The organism is Steroidobacter sp. (assembly GCF_036406195.1).
In the GTDB taxonomy this organism is placed as follows: Bacteria; Pseudomonadota; Gammaproteobacteria; order Steroidobacterales; family Steroidobacteraceae; genus Steroidobacter.
Genome location: NZ_DASWVW010000001.1, coordinates 230,415 through 250,999, shown reverse-complemented (window position 1 = coordinate 250,999; position 20,585 = coordinate 230,415). Strand labels below are relative to the sequence as shown.

The window sequence follows — 20,585 nt, the reverse complement described above, 5'->3', positions numbered from 1 at the left end:
GCCAGCTCGATGGTGCCGTCGTCGACCACTTTGAGCTTGATGCCTTCGACCTCCGGGGTCATCCGGCAAGGCTACTCCTCGCGCCCGTCGAACGAGCGCACGATGCGCTCGTACAGTTGCGCTCGCGTGAATGGCTTGGAGAGCAGCGGAATGTCCATCAGCGAGCTCGACGTGGTGGGCGAGGGCATCTGGGCGTAGCCGCTGGTGAATAGCAGCCGCACTTTCGGATATCTGCGTTGCACCGTCGCCGCCAGCTCGCGGCCGTTCAGGCCCGGCAAGCCAATGTCGGTGAACAGCAGGTCGACGCGCCGGTTGCGGTCGAGAATTCTCAGCGCCTCCGACGCATCGACGGCTTCGATGACATTGAAGCCCAGATCGCGCAGCGTGTCGCTGGTGAAGCTGCGCACGGCATCGTTGTCGTCCACCACGAGTATGGTTTCTTCGCGCGGCTGGGCAACGTTCGGTGCTCGGGCCTTTTCGTTGCAGCCATCTTCCTTGTCCGCCAGCCAGGGCAAGTAGATCTTCACCGTGGTGCCGTGACCGGGCCGGCTGTACATCTTCATGTGGCCGCCCGACTGTTTGACGAAGCCGAACACCTGGCTCAACCCGAGGCCCGTGCCTTGGCCCATCGGCTTGGTGGTGAAGAACGGGTCGAAGGCGCGTTCCATGACTTCGGACGTCATGCCTACGCCGGTGTCGGTGATGCTGATCAGCACGTAGTCGCCGGCTTGCAGCTCCGATAGCAGCTGCACATCCGCTTCACTGATGTGCGCAGTCGAGGTTTCGACGGTCAACGTGCCGCCGTTGGGCATCGCGTCCCGGGCGTTCACCGCCAGATTCAACAGCGCGCTTTCGAGCTGATTGGGATCGACTTCCGTGATGGCGCTGAAGTCGTGCGCGATACGCCGCAGGTTGATGTTCTCCGGCAGCGTGCGGCGAACCATGTCCGTCCAGCCCGTGAGCAGGCGATTGATTTCGACCGGCTTGGGCTTGAGCGGCTGACGGCGCGCGAAGGCCAGTAACTGTTGCGTCAGGTTGGCGGCGCGCTCTGACGCTCTGAGCGCCTGGTCGACGCAGCGGCGCCAGCGAATCTGCTCCGGCGGCAGATTCTGCGACAGCGTGTCGAGATTGCCGAGGATGACCGTGAGCAGGTTGTTGAAGTCATGCGCCACGCCACCGGTCAGCTGGCCAATGGCTTCCATCTTCTGCGATTGATGCAGTTGTTCCTGCATCAGGCGCCGCTCGGTCATGTCGCGCGTGATTTTCGCGAAGCCCAGCAATTCGCCCTGCGGCGAGCGCAGGGCATCGACCAGCACGCTGGCCCAGAACCTGGTGCCATCCTTTCTCAGGCGCCAGCCTTCGCCTTCGTACTTGCCCGTCTGGCGCGCAATGGCGAGCGCGTGGGCGGGCAGACCGCTGTCGCGATCCTCCTGAGTGTAGAACTGCGTGAAACTGCGCCCGACGATTTCATCGGCGCCATAGCCTTTGATGCGTGCAGCGCCGGCGTTCCACGAGATGACCGTGCCAGCGGGATCGATCATGTAGATGGCGCAGTCCCGGATGCCTTCGATCAGCCGCGCCAGATGCTGACCGCTGGCCACCAGGCGGGTGGTCAGCTCCGAGTCGTCGGAGGAGGCGGGTAGCGAACCTCCCGGTTCTTGATCCATTACGGTCGCCTTGCGCTGCGCGAGTCTTTGTACAAACAACCAGTAACGCCAGGGTCGGAGCAGCGGTTCCGGCAAAGGGAAGCTATTGCCCGGGGACAGGGATTGCCGGCCCGATTTGATTCGGGTTTCGGGGACAGCTACGCTTCGGGCATGAAGCGCGTCTCATTCTCAATAACGAGCAGGCCGCCGCGGCTCATGGGCTGGTTTGCGTTATTGCTGTTGGGGTTGGCTTCGGCCGCGTCGGCGGCGGATGACAAGCTGGATCTGGAGGTTCGGCAGCTCTGGCAGCTCATCGATTATGTCGCGGTGGACTATGCCGGCGCGGTGGTCGACGGCAAGGTCAGCAATGCCGCTGAATTTCAGGAGATGGTGGAGTTCACGGCGACGATCCGGCAGCGAGTGGATGCGCTGCCGGCGCGTGACGGACGGGAGGTCCTGGCTCAGCAGGGCGAAGTGCTGGAAAAGGCGGTCGCTCAGCATGCTTCCGCTGCAGAAGTGGCTCGGATCGCCCGCGGGCTCGCCAACCACTTGCTGGCCACCTATCCAGTGCCGATCGCGCCGCAGACGGCTCCGGATCTCGCTCGTGGCTCGGCGCTATACCAGGAACAGTGTGCCGCTTGTCATGGCGTTGGCGGCCATGGTGACGGGCCCGCCGCCGCTCAGCTCGATCCGCCGCCGGTTGCCTTCACCGATTCAGAGCGCGCCAGTGCGCGCAGCCTCTACTCGCTCTATGAAGCGATCAGCCAGGGTGTCGAAGGCACCTCGATGGCGAGCTTCGCGTCGCTGTCTCCGGAAGAGCGATGGGCATTGAGCTTCTTTGTCGGCACGCTGGCCTATCCAGAGAGCACGCGTCAGGCGGGCGCAAAGCTTTGGCGCCAGGATGCATCGGTGCGCGAGCGCATTCCCGATCTCGACAGTCTGGTCCGGGTGACGCAGAACGACCTGTCGGAGGAGCTGGGCTCGAGTCGTGCCGAAGCCGTGCTGTCCTATCTTCGTGCGACGCCATCGGCGCTGGTTCAGCAGACCGGTGTCGCGCTGGCGCGCGCACGCTTGCATCAAAGCATCGCGGCTTACGAGCAGGGCGACGCTGATGACGCCGCTCGGCTGGCGCTGTCTGCCTACCTCGACGGAATCGAGCCCATCGAGCCGCGGCTGGCGGCACGCGATGCCAAGCTGCTGACGAACGTCGAAGCTGCGATGGCGGAATATCGTGCCCGCCTGCAGCGGGGCGCCACACCTGCAGAGGCGAGGGAGCAACTCGCAGCGGTCGAAGATCTGCTGACCTCGGCCAGTGACATCCTCGAACGAAACGACACGGGCGCGGCGACGACCTTCATCGCCAGCTTCACCATCCTGGTGCGCGAGGGATTGGAAGCACTCCTGCTGGTCGTGGCCATCGTTGCATTCCTGCGCAAGTCCGGACGCCAGGAATTGATGCCCTATGTTCATGGCGGCTGGATCTCGGCGCTGGCGGCCGGCGGCATCACCTGGCTCGTCGCCAGATATCTCATCGACATCAGCGGCGCGAGCCGCGAGCTCACCGAAGGTTACGCGTCGCTGTTCGCGGCGTTCGTCCTGCTTACGGTGGGGTTGTGGATGCATCAGAAGAGCGTCGCCGGAAATTGGCAGCGCTACATACAAAACAATCTCACTGGCATTCTGCGTGGCCGCTCGGCGTGGTTGCTCGCCGGCCTGGCATTCATCATGGTGTATCGGGAAGTGTTCGAGACGATTCTTTTCTATGCAGCGCTGGGCGGCGAAGGCAATACGACGGCGCTACTGGCAGGCTTCGCCGCTGGTGCCGGCGTGCTGACCCTGATAGCCGTCGCCATGCTGCGCTTCAGCGCGCGCCTGCCGATCGGCAAGTTCTTCTCCATCAGCTCGATTCTGATCGCCGTCCTTGCCGTGGTGCTCGCAGGCAAGGGCGCGCAGGCGTTGCAGGAAGCAGGCATTCTATCGGTGCAAACATTGCCCCTGCCGCGTTGGGAGTGGGTGGGCGTGTATCCCTCTGTCCAGACACTGCTGGTGCAGGGACTGGTCGCACTCGCTGCTCTCGCGGGATTCGCGTACAACGCGCGATCCGCGAGGCAGGAGCGCATCGAGCAAACAGCCCAGTCTTGAACCTTTGTCGCAGCGGTTAGCGGTTAGCGGTTAGGGCAGAATGGGCTAACCGCTATCCGCCAACCTCCATTGGTCTCAAACCAGCTCGCTGGCTTCCGCGGTCAGCTGTGTGTACCAGTTCCTCACCTTGGTGAGGTGGACGGCTTCCTCCTCGAGTGCCGCATGGAAGCGCTTCGCCATGTCGTTGTGCCCCATCTTGCGAGCCATGGCGATCAGGTTCTCCCATCCTTCGTTGTCGATGAGCTCGGCACACAGCGCCGTGTGCAGTGACTGCGCGAGCGTGGTGCGAGGGTCGGTCACTGCTTGTATGAAGCCCATCGATTGAACGCCGACCAGGTCGGCACACGGCGTTTGTGCCGTCGGATCTGCGCCCAGCTTTTCCAGGCATTCCTTGATCAGCAGCGCGTGGCGGGCTTCGGCCTTGCGTATTTCGAGCAGTTCCTCGGCATTCATCGCACCCAGCTCGGGTTGCGCGATCGCCTTGGTGTAGACGGCGTCGTATAACCGCGTGCCGCCGCGCTCGAAAGCGAGTCGTTCGGCGAGCTTGTCGATGAACACTTGCGGGCGCTTGCCGGTGAGCATCTTCGCGCTGCTCTTAGCTGCCCCCTTGAGGGTGCCGGGCATTGGCACAGAGCCGAGCGGATCGGCATCGGCGATGTACTCCAGGCGGGTGGCGGACAAGGCTTGTCCATCCATCGCTTCGGCAGCGGTTTCGTCAGGCGCCTCGCCCAGCGCGGCTTCTTCCAGGGCTTGCTTGCCTGACAGCATCTGCTGTGCGTGGAAGGGCGACATCTGCAGGCCGGTACGGTTCACTCCCAGGCGGGTGGCGTCAGTGGATTCGGGCATGGTGGGCTCTCCGATAGATCTGTTTCAAATGAGTTTGCTGGCTGGCGTTGGCGTTGGGTTACGCGGCTAGCAGGGTTACGCGGCCCGCAGCGGGGCGGTGCTCAGCACTTCGGTGCCCGGGCGCCAGCTGTAGCTGGCGGCAACGGTCTCCGAAGGCGAGCCTTGCGAGTTCAGTTGATTGCGATAATCGATCGAGCTTTGCGGCTCTTCCTCGAGGCTGACGATCTCGGTGCCCGCCGCCCGCAGATCCACTTCCTGCGCCAGCGTGGCGCGCACGAACTCGCGTTGACTTTCGAACGGAATCGGTTCGGGCAGGCTGGTGCCGACGATTTCCTGCGGGTCGCGACGCTCATGTTTCTTGAACAGCGCCGCGACTGAGTGAAAATGACCCAGCTCGTAGTTGAGCATGCGTTCCCAGATCGCCTTGATGCGCGGGTTCAGCTCCTGCTGCAGGCAGCTGTAATACGTATAGACCTCCATCGCCTCGTGCATCAGCCAGTTTTCCAGCAGCGACTGCGAAGGATCGAGCAGCGATTCGTACTGGGTGACGTGCTGTTCCTCGATGGAGGCGATCTCGGCATACAGCTGTCGCGCCACTGGATCGGCGAACAGCGGTCCGATGTTCATGTAATAGTCGTGCGTCTGATGCTCGGCGGCAGTCAGGATCAACGCGTTCAACTTGGTCAGCGGTGCCGCGGTGTTGCGGTCGAACGGCCGGCGCAGATCGTTCTCTGGCGCGCGATGTTCGACTACGGTCGGTCGGCCGGGGAGTACGTCGGTGTAACTCTGCAGGATGTTGTTCGAATCTTTGCCTTCGAGGCGATCCAGCAGCGCGGAATAACGATACATATGATCGAAATCTTCCAGCAGGCCGAAGCGATACACCTGAGCCAGGTAGGCATCGGGTTCCTGTTGAGCCAGCGCCGCGGTCAGCTCGATGGCGACCTGCTCGTAGCCAATGGTCGTTTCCAGCGGCGAGTGGTCGGCGCCGAGCAGCCAGTTGATCATCGTGGCCTGATGTTGCTCGACACGCCGGATCTCGGCTAGCGGCCGTCGCAGGTCGAGATTGAAGCGTGCCGCTGCGTGCGAGAAGCGCAGCGCCTCGTTTTCCATCCCGTTCATCAGGATTACGCGCACGCGCGTGAATGCGTCGTCATCGAGTTTGCTGATCGGCTTGCCCGCCAGCTCGCGCCAGGTGAAGCGTTGCTGATTGATGGGCGTGCCGCGATCTTCGAAAAGTGCCAGCGTCATGGTGGGTCCCTTTTGCAGTGAATGCAGCGATGGTGCGTGGATGGGATGCAAGCACAGAGAACTGCTGGAGCCTGAAACAGTTCCAACGAAGGGACGCAAACTGATTATGGAACGGGCACGAGAATCGATACTGGTGGAATCAGCGTTCTGCCATGCATCGCGTTCACCGCATGCACCAAAGACGGACACCTGGCCGGTGATGATCCGACTTGGAACGATGAAGGTCCGGGCGAAGGCTAACGCGGCAATCCGCCGCTCTAGAAAAGATCTCTATGCGCAAAGAGATCTGCGCAGGTCGCGCATGAAGGCGCTATCGACCGCGGCCTGGGGCGAGCGGCCTTCTTCAAAGAGAGGACGCCACGCGTCCCAGTCGATGTCCTTGTCGGTGATATCCGGGAGCACGTGGCTGAAGTCGTATTGGATGATCGCGACGACGCTGGCGCGCCACTGAAACCAGGAGTAAAGCACTGTCACTCTCCGTCCGAGTCGCAGGCCCTGTTTTGCCTGCTGCGGACACTGTACTGAATCAGGAGTGATGCAGTCAGTCGCGCGGCAGTAGCAGAACGGTAACGAAATCGCCGGATCGGCGACTCGAGTCTCGAGTGCTGCCGTCCGCAGCTCGATCTCTCAGCTGCACGAAACTCATCAAGCAGGCAGTTCGTCTGCGTGAAGCGGGACAGTTGTTTGTCGTCGGATGCAGGTTCCGCGCGGCGCTATAACAACATGCGCTTTTGTCATGAAGGGCATAACTGCGTGATGCTTCTTGAGCTTACGTCACGAGACGGTCCGTGAAATAACAAACAAACACCTCCTGGCAGATCGTTTGTATATCGCTTGCTTTGATTGGGACTCGACATTTGATCTTGGTCAATCGGTCTGGCAATCATGGCAAAGCAAGCCTCTGGCATTCTATCCAACAAATTTCTCGAACAGCTCGCCGGAGTAGATCGGCGCATTCTTCCGAAGCTCTCTTTGCGGATCGCCGCTAGCGCGGGTTCCCTGCTGCCGTGCGCGCTGTTCATGGCCACGGGAGTTTCCCAGGCACAAGAGGCCGTGCCCGAGGAAAGTAGGACTGAAGGCGAGACGGTGCAGGTCGCGGCGCTCGATCCGCGCAGTGAGTCGGCCGAGCAGGGCAGGACGCTCGCCACAGTCGTGGTCACCGCACTGCCGGCAGCGATTGAAGTGGTCGCGATGTGCACCGATTGGGGCGCTGGCGGGCCAGACCTCCAGACCACGGAGTTTTCCGACAGCCCGCCAGAATCTTGCAGGGCGCAAATCTACAGGGCACGATAACCGCCCGTGAGCCTTGCATCATCCGATCAAAACACCACAGGCAAAAGGCTGACGCTGGGGGAACTGCTCTACGCCGACCCAGGCGTCACGCTGGTATCTGAAAAGCAATGGCTCGCCGTCGTGCGCGCCATCGGCGCCGGCGATGAGGCGGCGTTGCGCCTGTTGTACGAGAAAGCGTTCCCGGTCGTCTCCATGTACTTGACGCGACTCACTGGCGATCGCCAGTTGGCGCAAGCCCTGCTGCTCGATGTCTTCCAGATGGTCTGGTGCGAGGCCCCGGTGTTCGATACTTCGGACGGACCGGTGCTCGGCTGGATCATGCGGCAGGCCCGCGCGCTGGCGCTTGCCCAGGCGGCGGATTCTCATCGCAATTCGAGTCAACGTCCTCAGGGTGGGGGCGCGGCAGGCGTGCCGACCGATCCTGCTTCCATGGGCGAGCGAGGCAATGGCTCCTCGCCGGACCCGGCATTCCAACGGGCCCTGGATGCGCTGACACAAGAGGAGCGCCAGGCCATCGAAGCCACTTTTCTGGATGGTTGGTCCTACGCCGAATTCGCTGCGCAGTCCGGGCAGGCCGTTGTCACCATCAAGAGCCGCATCCGCTCCGGTCTGGCGAAGCTGCAAGCCGCATTGCTCGCGCGAGGCGAGAAGACATGAGCGCGCGATCGGAAAACAAACGTTGCGAGCAGGCGCAGTTGGTCGCCTGCTATGCGTTGGCCATGCTCGATGGCAGTGAAGCCGATTCGATGGCGGCGCACCTGGCCGTGTGCTCGGAATGCCAGCGCGAGTATGACTTGGTAGGGGGGCTCACCAGCGCGTTGTCCGCCTGGCGCGATCAGGATTTGCCGCGACCGGCGCCGCTGTGGGACAGCCTGTTGCAGCGTATCTCCAAGGTGCCGCAAAAAGGGGCGCCGGCAGCAGTCGCGCCCGGAGCGGCGTTCGCGCCGGATTGGTCTGAACCACAATGGCAGCAGGCCGCTCCCGGCATCACGTGCAAGCTGCTGTCCACCGATGAGCAGCAGAAGGTGACCAGCATGCTGGTCCGGCTGGCGCCGGGCATCTCGTATCCTCCGCATCGTCATGCAGGCGTCGAAGAGATGTTTCTGCTGGAAGGCGAGCTGTGGATCGAAGACCGCAAGCTGCTGCCCGGGGATTTCAACCGGGCCGCGCCGGGAACCTCGGACCAGCGCGTCTACAGCGAAACCGGCTGCATGTGCCTGCTCATTACCTCGTCCTTGGACGAGCTGCGCTGAAGCTCGTGATTCGCGGGCTCCAGGCCCGCGATCTCCTGTCACTGGAACGATCCCCGGCTGTGGTCGCTTAACGCCACAGAGCCGAGCAGATTTGCCAGGAGATGATGCGATGGCCACGCAATCCGTGCAGCGCCCCGACGCCCCCGAGAGTAAGTCCGACGCTTCGGCCTCCGGACCCGGGATCACGCCCACGAGTGCCAGCATGCCGCCCGAACAGCACGCTAGAATCGCCAGGCGGGCCTATGAGCTGGCGGCGCAGCGCGACTTTCGCCCCGGCCACGAGCTGGAGGATTGGTTGCAGGCGGAGCGGGAGATCGAAGCCGGGCCGGCGCGCAGCACGCCGCCGGACAATCCGTTCGACACGGTCAAGACGTCCTCCAACGAGGATTGATGAAGAGGTGAAAATGCAGCAAGAAAAGGGCCTGGATCGATGACCGGCGCAGCCAGGCCGGTGCAGGAAAAATTCTCGGGGCGAGTCATTCTGATCGGTTGCGGCAGCATCGGTCAGGCAGTGCTGCCACTGCTGCGCCGCCATCTTTCTCTTGAAGGCGCAGGGCGGATCACGGTGTTGGCCGCGGACGAGCAGGGCCGCGGTATTGCCGGTGCCTGCGACGCGCGCTTCGAGCACACGCATCTCACTCCCGGCAATCATCGGCGCATTCTCGCCCGGCACGTCAAGGCCGGCGATCTCGTCCTCAATCTCTCGATCAATGTGTCGAGCCTGGACCTGGTTCGCTTCTGCTCGGAGGTGGGGGCGCTGTACGTGGACACTTCCATCGAGCCGTGGCCCGGCATCTACGACAATCCCATGCTGGAGATGCGCCAGCGAACCAATTTCGTCATTCGTGAAAAGGCGCAGCAACTTGCCAACGAGCTCGGGCCGGATGCGCCCACCGCAGTCATCGACCACGGAGCAAACCCCGGGATGGTGTCGCATTTCGTGAAGCGTGCGCTGCTGCAGTTGGATCGAATCCTGCGGGCCGGCGAAGCACGGCCGCAGGTTCGCGAAGACTGGGCGGCCCTGGCGCGAGATCTGAAGATCTGCGTCATCCAGATCGCCGAGCGCGATACCCAGGTCGCCGACCATGCCAAGCGCCACGGCGAGTTCGTGAACACGTGGTCGATCGACGGCTTCGTCGATGAGCTGCTGCAGCCTGCCGAGCTTTCGATCGGCGTGCACGAGCTGAATCTGCCGCGGCGGGCCCGTCAGCATCGACAAGGCTCCGGCACGCTGTACCTGCCGCGCCCGAGCGGTGGCACGTTTGCGCGCAGCTGGGTGCCGTCGGTGGGTGGGTATCAGGGCATGCTCGTGACGCACGATGAAGTGTTCTCCATCGCGGATTATCTGTCGTTGCGGAACGAGCAAGGCTTCAGCTATCGACCGACAGTAATGTTCGTCTATCACCCATGCGACGACGCCATGCTTTCCGCGCTCGAGCTGGAAGGACGCGGCTGGACCATGCAGCCATCGAGCCGTCGCTTGAGTCATGACATCGTCGATGGCATGGACGAGCTGGGCGTGCTGCTCGCAGGCCACGCCAAGAATGCCTACTGGTACGGTTCGCAGCTATCGATCCACGAGGCCCGGCGCCACGTCGAATTCGCCAACGCGACCACGATGCAAGTCGTCGCTGGCGCGTTGGCCGCGGTCGTCTGGGCGATACGTCATCCGCGCCAGGGGCTGGTCGAGCCGGATCAAATGGACCCCGAGGAATGTCTGGAGGTGGCCGCACCCTATCTGGGCAAGCTCACCGGCAAGTTCACGGATTGGACGCCGTTGCAGGGGCGTGGCGAATTGTTTCCGGAGACGCTCGATGTCAACAATCCCTGGCAGCTGCAGAACATTCGCGGCCGCCAGTGGATTGCATAAGAGTCGATGACCCTCATGCTTCGAGAAAGACTGGCCGGCGCATGATTATTTCCAATTGATGGAACCCGGGTTGCGGCGTAGAAAGGGCTGGAAATCGTTCAGCCAGCGGGGAGGAGCCGCTACATCGGGTACCTATTACACGTGGAGAAGATCATGGCTCATACGACACATGTGGAACACAGTACTGGCCGGCGGAAATTCGTGGACGCCGTCAGCAAAGCCATACGGCCCCGGAAGTCGCCGGCATCCACGACATCACGCGCGCCTGCGGACGACGCTCGGCAAGAGGCGGAGTTCTACGATGCCGTCGATCGACGCCTGATGGACACATTCCCCGCCAGCGACGCCGTTGCTCGCTATTGACGCGACGGCCTCGTCCACGACGGACGCGGGCGCGTCGCACCCCGCGACATACAATCCAACGTTGATGCTCGAGGCATGGTCGACGGGCGTGCCGTGTACGTCGCATTCGTCAGCACGAAGTACTTCTCGTCGAGCAGATTGTTATCGTTGAGCTGCACGATGCGCGTACAGCGCATCGATGCGCGTCGTTCGAGGGACCTTGCTGGCGAGCCGAGGAGCACTCCTCGACCCTGGGCGGGCTGTCCCTGACGAATGTTGACGGCCGGTGGGCCGGACGCAATTATTACGCCAACTCTCTGAACCACAAGGGAAGGGCAAAGGAGCGTACCTTCGTGGCATCGAATCGGCCTGGCGCTTGCAAGCGGCTTGGCGCCGGCAGATAGGTGTGATCAACTCGCGGCTCCGCGACGTACCAGGCAGTCAGACATGCTGAGTCCTACCGCCAGTCAGCCAGCGGCGACTTTTGATGGCAGCACGGGGCGGGCAGAGGTGTATCAAGCGACGGCCGAGCAGGCGGTGGCCTCCTTGCAGTCGGATGAGCAGCTCGGGCTGGGCAAAGAAGAAGCGCTCGCGCGGCTCGATCGTTACGGCCGAAACGAGCTCAAGGCGGAAGCGCCGGTACCGGCCTGGCGTAAATTCCTCGCGCAGTTCGAGGATGTGCTGGTCATCCTGCTGCTGATCGCTACCGCGATTTCAGCCGTGCTGTGGTGGCTGGAGCGCGACCAGGCCCTGCCGTACGAGGCGATCGCGATTCTCGCGGTCGTGATGCTCAACGCCGTCATGGGCTATGTGCAGCAATCGCGTGCCGAACAAGCGGTCGCGGCCCTGCGCAAGATGTCTGCTGCGCGGGCGAGAGTGATCCGCGATGGCACGCAGCAGAGCGTCGAGGCCGCCGAGCTCGTTCCCGGTGACATCATCATCGTCGAAGAGGGCGACACGGTGCCCGCGGATGCGCGCTTGATTCGTGCAACGGCGTTGCATACGGCCGAGGCGGCGCTGACCGGCGAGAGCCAGCCCGTGTCCAAAGATCCTGCTCCGCTTACGGACGATGCCCCCCTCGGCGACCGGCACAACATGATATTCAGCGGGACTGCCGTCACCTACGGCCGTGGCAAGGCGGTGGTGACAGCGACGGGCATGCGGACCGAGATGGGCAGGATCGCCGGCATGATCGAGGCGACGCCGGCGGATGTCACTCCGTTGCAGCGAGAGCTCGCCGCCGTTGGCAGATTGCTGGGCATCGTCGTGGTCGCGATTGCAGCGATCATGATCGTCACGATCATCGTGGTCGAACAGGTTCGTAGCTTTGCTGCGATCTTCGATGTGCTCATCCTTGGCGTCGCTCTCGCCGTCGCCGCGGTTCCTGAAGGGCTGCCGGCGGTAGTTACGGCGGTGTTGGCGCTTGGCGTGCAACGGATGGCGAAGCGCAATGCCATCGTTCGTCATCTCGCCGCGGTTGAAACTTTGGGTTCCTCGAGCGTCATCGCATCCGACAAGACCGGCACACTGACCAAGAACGAAATGACGGTGCGCGTCGTGGTTACAGCGAGTGGACGCGTGAACTTCAGTGGCACCGGCTATGCACCGGAAGGCGAGGTGCAAGCGGAGGGCGGCGGTACGATCGAAGGTCCGCTGCGCAGTGAATTCATGAGGGCGCTGGCCGCTGCCGATCGTGCCAACAACGCCGTCGTGCAGGAGCGCGATGGGCAATGGGTCGTGCAAGGCGATCCGACCGAGGCAGCGCTGATCGTGGCGGCTCACAAGGCGGGCTTCACGGAGGAGATGCTCGACGCGCGCTTCCAAAGGATCGCGGAAGTGCCGTTCTCCTCCGAGCGCAAGCTGATGAGTACGGTTCACAGCGACGCCAGGCGCAGGCAATCTCACATCGCATTCACGAAAGGCGCGCCGGACGAGTTGCTGGCCCGTTGCTCACACGAGCAGGTTGGCGAGGAACTGAGGCCGCTGACGGAAGAGCGTCGCGCGCAGATCCGCAAGATCAACGAGGCCCTGGCTGGCGAGGCGTTGCGTACTTTGGGAGTGGCCTTGCGGGTGCTGCCTGCGGACGCGTTCGATCGCGACGACATCGACGAGCAGATCGAACGCGACCTGGTTTTCCTGGGCCTGATCGGCATGATCGATCCTCCCAGGGAGGAGGCGGCAGCGGCGGTGGCGCGCGCCAGGCAGGCTGGCGTCCGGCCCATCATGGTCACCGGCGACCATCCCACAACCGCGTCGGTGATCGCGAGAGAGCTGGGGATTACCGACAATGGCCGGACTCTTGCCGGCGCGCAGATTCAAAAGATGTCGGATGACGAGCTGGTCGAGGCGTTGCGGGACACATCGGTGTTCGCCCGCGTCAACCCCGAACACAAGCTGCGCATCGTCAACGCGCTACAGCGCCAGGGAGCGATCGTGGCGATGACGGGCGACGGTGTGAACGATGCGCCCGCGCTCAAGACCGCCGACATCGGAGTCGCGATGGGAATCATGGGCACCGACGTGTCCAAGCAGGCGGCCGATATCGTGCTTGCCGACGACAACTTCGCTTCCATCGTCGCGGCGGTAGAGGAGGGCCGCGCCATCTTCGGCAACATTCGCAAGTTCTTGCGTTATCTGTTGTCGTCCAACATCGGCGAAGTGCTGACCATGTTCTTCGGCGTGCTGCTGGCCGATGTGATCGGGTTGTCGGCGGCGGAGCAAGACGGCGCGGTGGTCCTGCCTTTGCTGGCAACGCAGGTGTTGTGGATCAACCTGGTGACGGACGGCGCTCCGGCGCTCGCTCTCGGCATGGATCCGGCCGATCCCGACGCGATGAACGAGCCGCCGCGGCCGCGCACCGAAGGAGTGATTACGCAACGAATGTGGGGCAGCATCGCTTTCGTGGGGGGCGTCATGGCTGTCGGGACCTTGCTGGTGATCGATGCCAGCCTGCCCGGTGGCCTCATCGCTGGCGCTGGCGATATTCGCTATGCGCAAACCATGGCGTTCACCACTTTGGTTTTCTTCGGACTGCTCACTGTGTTCAATGCGCGCTCGGATGAACGCAGCGCATTCGTTGGGATATTCACGAACCCGTGGTTGTGGGGAGCGCTGACGCTCTCCATGGCGCTCCAGGTCGCCGTGGTGTACGTACCGTTTCTGCAGCATGCATTCTCGACCGTGCCGCTGAGTTTGAGCGACTGGTTGCTGTGTGCAGCCGTGGGCAGCTCGGTGATCTGGCTGATGGAAGGACTGAAAGCCGTGCGACGGATTGCGGGCCGCCAACGTTAGTTGGCAGCCCGCTTGCTTGCTTCAGTTGCTGACAGGCTGCAGGCGAGCCTGCGCCAGCACGGGTGCGTCCACGTCTCGGATCGCGCGCGCGATGGCTTCCTGTCGGCACTCTTCGAACACTTCCTCGGTGCGATCTGGCATCAAGCCATAGCCGGGGTGCCGGCGAGGATTGCCGCCGCAGGCCAGGTAGGCCGCCTTTTCAATGCGGTCCAGCAGAGTCCGGGCATCGTCCTGCCGGCTCAAATCGAGGTCGGCGAACGACACACGCACCTTTCCCACCAACTGCTTTGCCTGCGACGGTACCGCAGCCTGACTGACGGGCTGGATGGCAAGAAACAAGAATGCCGCCGATGCCGTGCTCGTCAGCAATGCAGATCCCAACATGCGCTTCATGATCGATCTCCTAGTTGAGTTGACCGTGCTGCTGTGGAGCAGCGCGGCTGTTCAAGTCAGGAGTAGTTTCAGAGAGCGGCGTGCGAAAGACGTGATGGCGGCCGTGATAGCTTCGTGAATCCGCCGCGACCAGGCGCCAGCGCGTGTGGTCACGCGCTGGCCGGTCGCACTTGAGGGTTGCGCGAAGATTACTTTAGTGAGTGCCGATCCCTGCTGTGTCGCTGTCAGCACGATGGCCAGGGAAGCGATGAACAACCGCGCGCTGCTTGACTGCGGCAGCAGGAACGCAGTTCACTTCCAGGCAGGCCGTGCAAGGAGTGTCGCCATGGTTCAGCAGCACAGAGAAATCGGCAAGATCAAAGCCGCGATTGCATGATCCCTGGTCGGTGTGGTCAGCAGAATCAGCCGCACGGAGTACGTCGTGAGGTTCAAAGTTCGCGATACCCGGACGGGTGCGGTCATCGCTGCCGGGGAGAGCGGACTGCAGATGGGTGCCGACTATTCCTGGAGTCGAGGCGCGGCGAAGTTGGTCAAGGCGCGCTTGGTGGAAGGGACACTCGATGCGCGCGCGTCGCAATAGCCCTTGCCATTGACCGGCAATCGCTAGCGCTTGGAGCTCACTCTGCGGTGCTCTGCGATTTCAAGTAAGCCACGATCTGCTCGCGCACGGCCGCATCGGGGATGCCCTTGTAGGGTTTCATGTTGTTGTTGGGGATGACCTGCTCCGGATCCTCGATGAACTTGTCCAGGGTGGCTTCGTCCCAGGTGATGCCGGCGCTTTTCATCGCTTGCGAGTAATTGGCGTAGCCGGCCACCGAGCCGGCTTTGCGGCCATGGACCTGGTGCAGCGACGGTCCGAGCCGATTGTCCCCTTCTTTCACGGAGTGACAGGTTCGGCAGTGATTGTTGAAGGCTGCCGGCGGGCTATCGGCAGCCCGGGCGGGTAGGGCGAGCCAAAGCGTCGGCCACAGAGCCAGTGCGAGTCTGTTGGCACTGGACATCATGGAAGTCATGAAGATTCCTCCCGCGTCGCTGCGCACGATCTGTCGCAGCCAGTGCCAGGCTGGTGTGCATGCACCGGCTGCGGCTTGGTCTTGGGGAGCAGCGAAGCGGCGGCTTCGATCTGCAACTGATGGATCACTTCGCCGAGTACCGCATCGACGCTGCGAGTCAACGTATGCAGGGGAGGTGCATTGTCCCACCACGCAGCCAGGCTGCCGATTGCCAACAGGGCAACCGCGGCTCGTTGCGGAACGGCGACCCGTGACTTCGGCGCTGTGCGTATTCGGGCTGGCGGAATCAAATGGCAATCGCGGTCGAACAGCGGCACCAGCAATGGCCCGAAATGCGCGGCTAGCGTGTCGGGGCGCAATCTAACCAAGCGCCGCCGACCGCGGCCGAGATCGGGCAAACTGGCCAGCCCCTTCGAGCTCAGATGCGTGGCAATCGCGTTGGATGTCGAACCCAGATGCTCGGCGAGCAGATCGTTGCGAAGCTCGGACATACGCGCGCGGTGCCCGGGCGTGGTGGCTTCGAGCAGCAGATTGCATTCGACATCGAAGCCCATGGACCTGCGATTCAAGTTCGCCGAGCCGACCGTCAGCCAGCGATCGTCGAACACCCCGAGCTTGGAGTGCAGGTTGATGCCTTGGCCGTCACAGAGGGCTCCGACCAGCGGCACGCGATCGCTTGCTCCAGTGGCAGTGAGAATGCGAAAGAAGCGCTGCAGGCCGTGACCCATCGTGTGCAGCTCGACCGTGGTCTTCGGGCGCTCCATCCCGACCAGCAGTCCTTGCAGCTCGGGCACTTCTCGACAGCGCTGCGCGATGGCTTCGGCGATGCGAGTGCTGGTGAAGTATTGATTCTCCAGATACAGCGAGCGCTGCGTGCGAGCGATCGCGGCGAGATAGAACGCCTCGACCTCCCTGATTGCCGGCCTGGATTCGCACGCCGGCAACGTGCGGCTGACTGCCGCATTGATGTGCTCGAAATGCACCGGCCAACCTTCGGGCCAGCAATTTTCCGGTACGTTCACCCGTTCCGGAGGCGGTCCTTCAGGCCAGTTTTCGCGCAGATAAGCGGCAATGTCGGCGACCACCGGACCGGTGACGCACAATTGAGTATCGTGCACCGGCATGTAGGCCTCGCCATCGGCGTTGTGACGGCGCGCTTCGCCAGGCAGATGCTCGCGCGTGTCCCAGCGGTTGTGAGTCAGATCGATCCCGCCGATGAATGCCAGCTTGTCGTCGATGACGACGACCTTGTGGTGCACGCAGCCGGTGGTCGGATGATTGGAGTCCTCATAGAAGCGGATTCCACGGGATTCCAACTGTTGGCGCGTGTCGGTCTCGCGGTCGTCGCGATACAGCCAGTGATAATTCCAGCGTGCGACGTGAATCTGCAGCCCGGGCCGGGTTTGCAGCAGATATCCCAGCAACTCGCCGAACTGCACCGGCGCGCTCAGTGACTCACCTCTCGCAGCCGCGCGCGGCGGCAGATGGACGCGGGTATCGAAATCCCATCCGGCGATGACAATCAACTTGCGGGCACGCAGCAGCGCCGACCTGAGCGCGGCAAAATACTCCTGTCCATCGACCAGCAGCGTGGCTCGTTCGGCCAGCGAAGCGCGCCAGCACGTTTCTCCGGGGCGGAGCAGCGATTCGAATGCCTGGTCGAGACGGTTCGCAGACATGGCCCTCAGACGGCGATGATGGGTGGGCAGCTACCTCGAGTTGCGCCTGGCGAGCGGCGAAATCGAGGTCACGTCATCCCAACTCAAGCGGCCCGCAGTCGTTCCATGGCAACGCTTTGCGCCGGCTTTGCCAAGCCATGATCGCGGTCGACCGAGGGTCTTTCCTACAAGTGCTTGCTGGCTGCGAGCCAGACCCGGATAGGGGGCGTCGGTCTTCGTCTTACGGCTCGAAACGGCTGGCAGTATCCCGATCGCGGTCGTACCGCTTCGCCAGCGGAAAGGGCGGCAGCCAGGATTCGCGCCGGATCGTCCAAAGCTCGTAGCTGGGCTCGAATTGATTGGGGGCATCGAACGCGCCCAGGTTCACTTCGATTTCATCGCGGCTGCGCGAGAAGACGGACGAACCGCAGCGCGGGCAGAAATGCCGCCCGGCATAGTCGCGAGTTTCGCCTTCGATGGTCACCGCCTCCTGAGGGAAGATGGCCGACGCGTGAAAAAGCGCTCCGTGGTGCTTGCGGCAGTCCAGACAATGACAAAGGCCCACCCGATAGGGGCGCCCGGCCGCCACGATTCGCACGTTGCCACAAAGGCAGCCGCCGGTGAATTGATCCATGCCAGGTGTCCTCGCGGAATCCAGCGATGGTTGGCGAGCTGGCCCGGGATTGCAATCGCGTGCGGCGCGCTCACCTGGTCGGTATTTGTCCGGGGTGGTATTTGTCTGGGTAGTACCTAGTCCCTCGCGGGAAGACACGCTGCGCCGTCGGGTAGATGCATGCAGCATCGAATCACCGTAGTCACCGTCACTTCGAAAGGAGTGCCTCAATGATCAGCAAGATTCTGGCTCCAGTGGACGGCAGCTCGACTTCGATGCGCGGACTGGCCGAGGCCGTCAGCCTGGTGAAACAAGTGAATGGGACCCTCCGCATTCTGCACTCGGTGGACGAGTTGCTGATGGGCGACGTGCCGCTGGGGACCGATTACTACAATCGATGGGTGGAGAGCGTGCGAGTGCGGGGCCAGCAGATCCTGCGCGAAGCTCAGGCGTTCTGCCGCGAGCGGCACGTGGACGCGGAAGCCATTCTGGCCGAGACCGTCGGCAAGCGTGCCGCCGACATCATCATCGATCAGGCGAAGCAATGGCCTGCGGATCTGATCGTGATGGGAACCCACGGCCGGCGCGGGATCAATCGCCTGCTCATGGGCAGCGATGCCGAGCTGGTACTGCGATCTTCTCCGGTACCGGTCATGCTGGTGCGCGAACACACGGAGTCGACGTGGGTTCCAGGCGTTAGCACGGCTTGACGATTTGCAACGCTGAGCGGCGCCGTTCGGGCCCGGGCGCGGCACGTAGTCGCTACGGCCAAGCCCGCATGGCGAGACCTGCGTTCATGCTGGGACGATAGTACAATCGCGTGCTGCGCGACTTTCGATGAGGCAGGTTCAATGACCGATGACACCGCGCTGGAACAGATAAGAGACCGCCTGCTGGCCCGGCGTGCCGAATTGCAGCGGCGTCAGCAGCGGATCGATCTGGATCTGCAAAGACAGCACGAGCCGCTCAGCAAGGACTTCTCCGACCAGGCGATCCAGTTGGAGAACGACGAAACCCTGGAGGCCATCGGGCATGCCGCGGCTCGCGAGCTGGAGGAAATCGATCTGGCGCTGGCTCGAATGGCGCGGGGTTTGTACGGCCAGTGCAGAACCTGTGGCGAGCAAATCTCCGCGGCACGGCTGGCAGCCATACCGCACGCCACGGTATGTCAGCGCTGCGGAGAGAAATGATATCTCCGCCGCTTGATTGGTCAGGATCCTGATCGATCAGGATCGCGATCGATCAGGATTGCGGCTGGGCCGCAAGCAACTTTTCGAGCCGGGCATCCAAGCCATAGACATCCGCTGAGAACAGCATGCCGCGCGATGTCGTTGCCGCCGCCGTCGCGTAGAACACCAGAACCCGAACGGGAACGTCGAGCACGACGCGTCGTGGCTCGGTCCCGCAAAGAGCGGTCGCGACCGTCTCGCTATTCCAATCGCCAGGTGCATTGACCAGCACATACTCCGCTAGCGCCGCGGGATCGCTGACTCGGATGCAGCCGTGACTGAAGGCGCGTTCCGGCAACTGGAACAAGCCGGGCTCGGAGGTGCCATGCAGGCGAATGGAATAGGGATTGGGCATGATGAACTTCACCGGTCCGAGCGCATTGTCCGGCCCCGGCCGCTGGCGCAGCCGGAACTTTCCCTCCTCCAGGCCCGCGATCGCTTCGGGCGTCGGCTCTTGGACCGCCGCATTGTCGCTCGCGCCTTGCACGATCTCGTAGTGGTTGCGCCGCAGGTAGCTCGGGTTCTTGCGAATCTTGGGCAGCAACTCGTTGCGCATGATGCTTCTTGGCACGTCCCAATAGGGATTGAACACGACTTCCTTGATCGACGAAGTGAAGAGGGGCGTGCGATCGCGGGTACGGCCGACGATCACGGGAATCTCCAGCAACGTTTCGCCGGGCCGGCCGGCTCGCGGCAGGGCATACAACATGTATTGAGGAACGTTGATGACGATGTCCGGGCGTGGCATGCCGTTCAGCCAGCGCCAGCGTTCCAGCGACAACTCGATCTGTCGCACACGCCGTTGCAACGGCACGTTCAGCGCCGCGTGGGTCTGTTTTCCCAGGATGCCGTCCGCGAGCAACCCATGTCGCGTTTGAAAGCTCTTCAGCGCCTGCACCAGCGGCTCGTCGAACACTTTGGCATCGCCGGGAGCAGCATCGGCGGGCAGATCGCCCAGCATGGTGAGTCGTCGTCGCAATAGCTCGGCGTCCGCATAGGCTTCGCCATGCCGAACGGCGCGAGTGGCGAGCGCGGGCAACGGTTCCAGTCGTTCATCACTCAACTGCCGATAACGCGCCAGCGCTTGCTTCAGCATTCGATAGGGCGCCGGTGTCGGCTCCAGCGCGGACAATGCCGCCTCGACATCGTTGCTGTGGGCCAGCTTCGCGATGATGTCCTCATCCATTGTCACGGTTCTTGCCGGCAGATCGAAGCCCGCCTGACGAGGATTGACGCGTCCATAGCGCAGATGAGTGGCGAAGCGTGACGCTCGCTGCGATAGATCCCGATCGTAGCGATGCAGCAGGTCGGCGTTGGCAGCGCCAGTGGCGACCGTCTGCAACTGCGCGACAGTCAATCCGCTCTGGTACGCGTTCGGGGCGAGGCCAAAACGCTCGGCTTCAGTGAGCGCCTTGCTCAGCTGCAGGGCTTGGGACGTGGGCGCACCGTTGCGGACCCACTGTAGTGAGTCCGCTGCGTGCGACATCCATCCTGAAAATAAACACAATGCGATGACGACGCAGCGAACCCGGCGCCTCACTGGCCTGCTCTCGATGACTTGCCAGGCATCAGTGTGACTGTGCCGGCAGCCAGGCGTATGCGGGAATCTGCGGAGTCGCTCCGCAGAAATCGCGGGCAGACAAAGTCACGCCGCCGGGGCGCTTCGGGCGAATTGCCATCGGCGGCGGCGAGGCTAAATGAGCGCGTAGAACTGAGGAGTGAGCGCCGCTGCCTCAAATGGGGGT

Annotated in this window: 20 protein-coding genes; 11 read left to right on the top strand and 9 right to left on the bottom strand. The window is 62.9% G+C overall.

All coding sequences use genetic code 11. From position 1 onward, the window contains the following. Nucleotides 1-71: 71 nt before the first annotated feature. Nucleotides 72-1,667 (bottom strand): PAS domain-containing sensor histidine kinase, encoded by a 1,596-nt coding sequence (locus VGE08_RS01030; RefSeq protein ID WP_331065987.1) that lies wholly within the window; start codon nt 1,665-1,667, stop codon nt 72-74. Nucleotides 1,668-1,817: 150 nt separating this feature from the next. Here VGE08_RS01030 and VGE08_RS01025 point away from each other — a divergent pair, with 150 nt between their 5' ends. Further along, nucleotides 1,818-3,788 (top strand): cytochrome c/FTR1 family iron permease, encoded by a 1,971-nt coding sequence (locus VGE08_RS01025; RefSeq protein ID WP_331065986.1) that lies wholly within the window; start codon nt 1,818-1,820, stop codon nt 3,786-3,788. 75 nt (nt 3,789-3,863) lie between these two features. Here the strand turns inward: VGE08_RS01025 and VGE08_RS01020 are convergent, their stop codons facing one another. From VGE08_RS01020 to VGE08_RS01010, 3 genes are all read right to left on the bottom strand, one after another. Then, a complete protein-coding gene (locus VGE08_RS01020) occupies nt 3,864-4,634 on the bottom strand; it encodes a ferritin-like domain-containing protein (protein ID WP_331065985.1) in 771 nt (256 codons plus the stop codon). Between the two features lie 75 nt (nt 4,635-4,709). Then, nucleotides 4,710-5,885 carry a hypothetical protein gene (locus VGE08_RS01015; RefSeq protein ID WP_331065984.1) on the bottom strand — a complete coding sequence of 392 codons (1,176 nt, stop codon included), beginning with the start codon at nt 5,883-5,885 and terminating at the stop codon, nt 4,710-4,712. 270 nt (nt 5,886-6,155) lie between these two features. Continuing rightward, on the bottom strand, nt 6,156-6,353 hold the full coding sequence (locus VGE08_RS01010; RefSeq protein ID WP_331065983.1) for a hypothetical protein: 198 nt from the start codon (nt 6,351-6,353) through the stop codon (nt 6,156-6,158). 417 nt (nt 6,354-6,770) lie between these two features. Here VGE08_RS01010 and VGE08_RS01005 point away from each other — a divergent pair, with 417 nt between their 5' ends. From VGE08_RS01005 to VGE08_RS00975, 7 genes are all read left to right on the top strand, one after another. Then, nucleotides 6,771-7,178 carry a hypothetical protein gene (locus VGE08_RS01005; protein ID WP_331065982.1) on the top strand — a complete coding sequence of 136 codons (408 nt, stop codon included), beginning with the start codon at nt 6,771-6,773 and terminating at the stop codon, nt 7,176-7,178. 6 nt (nt 7,179-7,184) lie between these two features. Next, nucleotides 7,185-7,835, top strand: coding sequence for an RNA polymerase sigma factor (locus tag VGE08_RS01000; protein WP_331065981.1), 651 nt, complete (start codon nt 7,185-7,187; stop codon nt 7,833-7,835). Beyond that, on the top strand, nt 7,832-8,431 hold the full coding sequence (locus VGE08_RS00995; RefSeq protein WP_331065980.1) for a cupin domain-containing protein: 600 nt from the start codon (nt 7,832-7,834) through the stop codon (nt 8,429-8,431). Before VGE08_RS01000 ends, VGE08_RS00995 begins: the two co-directional genes overlap by 4 nt. Before the next feature lie 109 nt (nt 8,432-8,540). After that, on the top strand, nt 8,541-8,822 hold the full coding sequence (locus tag VGE08_RS00990; RefSeq protein WP_331065979.1) for a DUF2934 domain-containing protein: 282 nt from the start codon (nt 8,541-8,543) through the stop codon (nt 8,820-8,822). A gap of 39 nt (nt 8,823-8,861) precedes the next feature. Continuing rightward, complete coding sequence (locus VGE08_RS00985) at nt 8,862-10,301, top strand: saccharopine dehydrogenase C-terminal domain-containing protein (RefSeq protein WP_331065978.1); 1,440 nt, start codon at nt 8,862-8,864, stop codon at nt 10,299-10,301. A gap of 153 nt (nt 10,302-10,454) precedes the next feature. Next, a complete protein-coding gene (locus tag VGE08_RS00980; protein WP_331065977.1) occupies nt 10,455-10,664 on the top strand; it encodes a hypothetical protein in 210 nt (69 codons plus the stop codon). Between the two features lie 426 nt (nt 10,665-11,090). Then, nucleotides 11,091-13,934, top strand: coding sequence for a cation-translocating P-type ATPase (locus tag VGE08_RS00975; protein ID WP_331065976.1), 2,844 nt, complete (start codon nt 11,091-11,093; stop codon nt 13,932-13,934). A gap of 21 nt (nt 13,935-13,955) precedes the next feature. Here VGE08_RS00975 and VGE08_RS00970 read toward each other — a convergent pair whose 3' ends face one another. Next, nucleotides 13,956-14,327, bottom strand: a complete 372-nt coding sequence (locus tag VGE08_RS00970) for a UrcA family protein (protein ID WP_331065975.1) — start codon at nt 14,325-14,327, stop codon at nt 13,956-13,958. 388 nt (nt 14,328-14,715) lie between these two features. Here VGE08_RS00970 and VGE08_RS00965 point away from each other — a divergent pair, with 388 nt between their 5' ends. Further along, nucleotides 14,716-14,907 carry a DUF2380 domain-containing protein gene (locus VGE08_RS00965; RefSeq protein WP_331065974.1) on the top strand — a complete coding sequence of 64 codons (192 nt, stop codon included), beginning with the start codon at nt 14,716-14,718 and terminating at the stop codon, nt 14,905-14,907. A gap of 37 nt (nt 14,908-14,944) precedes the next feature. Here the strand turns inward: VGE08_RS00965 and VGE08_RS00960 are convergent, their stop codons facing one another. From VGE08_RS00960 to VGE08_RS00950, 3 genes are all read right to left on the bottom strand, one after another. After that, nucleotides 14,945-15,340: a c-type cytochrome gene (locus VGE08_RS00960; protein WP_331065973.1), complete on the bottom strand. Its 396-nt coding sequence runs from the start codon at nt 15,338-15,340 to the stop codon at nt 14,945-14,947. Beyond that, entirely contained in the window at nt 15,337-17,019 is a 1,683-nt protein-coding gene (locus tag VGE08_RS00955; RefSeq protein WP_331065972.1) for a phospholipase D-like domain-containing protein, read from the bottom strand. Before VGE08_RS00955 ends, VGE08_RS00960 begins: the two co-directional genes overlap by 4 nt. A 220-nt stretch (nt 17,020-17,239) precedes the next feature. After that, on the bottom strand, nt 17,240-17,632 hold the full coding sequence (locus VGE08_RS00950) for a GFA family protein (RefSeq protein WP_349258581.1): 393 nt from the start codon (nt 17,630-17,632) through the stop codon (nt 17,240-17,242). A 209-nt stretch (nt 17,633-17,841) separates the two neighbouring features. Here VGE08_RS00950 and VGE08_RS00945 point away from each other — a divergent pair, with 209 nt between their 5' ends. Both VGE08_RS00945 and VGE08_RS00940 read left to right on the top strand, forming a co-directional pair. Continuing rightward, nucleotides 17,842-18,321 carry a universal stress protein gene (locus tag VGE08_RS00945; RefSeq protein WP_331065970.1) on the top strand — a complete coding sequence of 160 codons (480 nt, stop codon included), beginning with the start codon at nt 17,842-17,844 and terminating at the stop codon, nt 18,319-18,321. Nucleotides 18,322-18,462: 141 nt separating this feature from the next. Further along, nucleotides 18,463-18,801 (top strand): TraR/DksA family transcriptional regulator, encoded by a 339-nt coding sequence (locus VGE08_RS00940; RefSeq protein WP_331065969.1) that lies wholly within the window; start codon nt 18,463-18,465, stop codon nt 18,799-18,801. Between the two features lie 52 nt (nt 18,802-18,853). Here VGE08_RS00940 and VGE08_RS00935 read toward each other — a convergent pair whose 3' ends face one another. Beyond that, nucleotides 18,854-20,326, bottom strand: a complete 1,473-nt coding sequence (locus VGE08_RS00935; protein WP_331065968.1) for a L,D-transpeptidase family protein — start codon at nt 20,324-20,326, stop codon at nt 18,854-18,856. Between the last annotated feature and the right edge of the window lie 259 nt (nt 20,327-20,585).